Consider the following 2,432-nt stretch of genomic DNA (forward strand, 5'->3'; position numbering starts at 1 on the left):
GTCCCTGTGAGAGTAGGACGTCGCCAAGCAAAAACCTAAGTCGATTCGACTTAGGTTTTTTTGTGTTTGTTTTTATTTACCGAATGTCATAATACGTAAATTTAGTAATCTTAAAGATGAAATAGGGACTGTCTAAATTAAAATTTGAGCGATAGGTGTCGTAAAAGGTGATAAAGTAATATGTTTAAATGTTAGTGTAAGGTAAGAATTACCTTTTTATGTTAACTGAGTTGTAGAATGACTAAAAAATTTTACTCTTTATATGAAAACGTTATGTAAAAAATAGCTATTCAGCTGTTTTTCACATAACGTTTTTTCATTTTTAAAAGATTTCACATGAGAAAAAATCTATAATTAAGATAGTTAACATATATTTTTTGATGGGTGTGGGGGATTATGAAAGAAATATGCATGTTATTAGTGGCTGTTATATTATGGGGGGCAGCTATTGCGCCAACAAAGTGGGCATTAGAATCTATTCAACCATTTACTTTGCTGTTTATTCGCCTTTTCTTCGCGGGTGGAATCTGTTTACTATTTTCATTTAAACAATTAAAAAGATCAGTTGTACATAAACAGGTCCCGTGGAAAAGAATGAGTTTACTATCTTTTACTGGTGTAGCTGGGTATTTTATGTTCACATCCTACGGTATTTCTTTAACAAGTGGATTGCATGTTAGTATCATTGATGCTGCATTGCCATTAGTTACAATTCTTTTTTCGGCATTCTTTTTAAAGGAGAAAATTCAGTTGAATTATTGGATTGGCATTATGCTAGGAGCTATAGGTGTGCTCTTGATTACTGTTCCTTCTGACAATACTGATCAAGAGGTCTCTTTAATAGGGGATATACTTATTTTATTGAGCACTTTTTTATTTGCCTTCTATACGATATTGTTAAAACGCCCGAAGCAAGAGCGATATTTATCTAATAATGTTTTTACAACGCTAACTTTAATTATTGGAGCCGTTATTTTATTGCCTTTTGCAATGGGGGAAATCTTTTATTATGGTTTTCCAAAGATTGAAACATGGAAGACAGTATTTAGCGTAATGTATCTTGTTATAGGTGCAACGATTTTGGCGTATTGGTTTTGGAACAAAGCGCTAGAGAGGGTTTCGGCATCGGTAAGTGGGTTATATTTAAATGCATTACCATTAATAAGTATTGTTACTTCAATTGTTCTATTAGATGAATCTTTAACGTGGAAGATAATGATAGGGGGAAGCTTAGTTTTAATAGGAGTAGGATGGGCAGATAAGCAAAAAATAGGTAATTTATTAAAGAAGAATAGTTTAAATGTTAAAAAGATACCTAATATATAAGGTATCTTTTTATATTTGGCAAAGGTGATAGATTGAAATCAGTATGGATATTCTTTACTATATCTATACGTATCGAAATCATTTTGAAATATTGTTTGAACGAGTTGTATACATTCCGTATCATAAAAACCTTCGAAAGTAGGGTAGCGAGGAAATAAAGGATCAGTAATACTTGCTTCGCTAAAATTCCCCCTATAGATCATAGCGGGAGTCTGATGATGCCAGGATGTTGATAATTTATTTATGGGTGCAGATTTTAATTCAAAGTGGCTCTCTAACTTTTGTATTTCCTGATCAAAATCCTCTAAGTAAATATAGTCGGTTACATATGCTTCTTCACCTAGTATGTATTGTTGTGTAAAATGCGGATTCATATCATCTGTATGAGCATCTTTGGCGAGTAGGTAATATAAAAATTGTTTATATGAGATTCCTTTAGGAGAATTTTCATCTTGATATAAAAACTTTCGAATGGGTTGCCATTCTGGGTTTTCTACATAGGGAGGTGCGATTAAGGATACGAAAGAACTAACGGCTCTTTTAAAAGGATTACGAACAAGTTTAAAAGTTTCTTTTTGTTTATCTCGTAATGCTATGCCTAGCCGTACATCGTAGGCGGGTGTACTTTTATATATGTCATATTCGTAATTATGAATGAAAGGATTATAGTTTAAAGCTGTTTGTAATAAATCAATCTGGTAAAAAAACAATTAGCAAGTGAAGTGCAGCCACTTTTTTTGACTCCAAAATAGAATGAGAGGGAAGTTTCTGTGGTAGTGTGGTTTTCTGAAATTAGCATTGATGATGTGTAACATAGAAGAATCAAGCAATCTCTACACTCCTTTCAGTTATCATAATTATATGTATGAAAAATAAGGAAGGGCTATGAGCAGTGAATGTTTTTTTGAGAAAATGAAAAAGAGTTGTTGACTATTGTTAAATAGAGGTGTAATATAAAACAAGTCGCCGATGCAATAACGCAGAACGCGGCAAACAAAATGAAAAACTTAGTTGACATTAACTAACGAAGATGTTAATATAAGGAAGTCGCAAATGAGCGACCAAGTAGTTCTTTGAAAACTGAACGAAACAAACAACGTGAAACG

The 2,432-nt window shown here is 32.7% G+C and carries 1 protein-coding gene and 1 pseudogene; one reads left to right on the forward strand and one right to left on the reverse strand.

Annotated elements, in window-relative coordinates:
* Positions 1 to 396 precede the first annotated feature (396 nt).
* On the forward strand, positions 397 to 1,326 hold the full coding sequence (locus tag BAQ44_RS08300; RefSeq protein ID WP_071721467.1) for a DMT family transporter: 930 nt from the start codon (positions 397 to 399) through the stop codon (positions 1,324 to 1,326).
* A 38-nt stretch (positions 1,327 to 1,364) separates the two neighbouring features.
* On the opposite strand, the pseudogene BAQ44_RS08305 reads toward BAQ44_RS08300, so the two are convergent.
* A pseudogene (locus BAQ44_RS08305) lies at positions 1,365 to 2,156 on the reverse strand (sulfotransferase family 2 domain-containing protein).
* Positions 2,157 to 2,432: the final 276 nt, after the last annotated feature.

Source organism: Bacillus mobilis (genome assembly GCF_001884045.1).
GTDB lineage: Bacteria > Bacillota > Bacilli > Bacillales > Bacillaceae_G > Bacillus_A > Bacillus_A mobilis.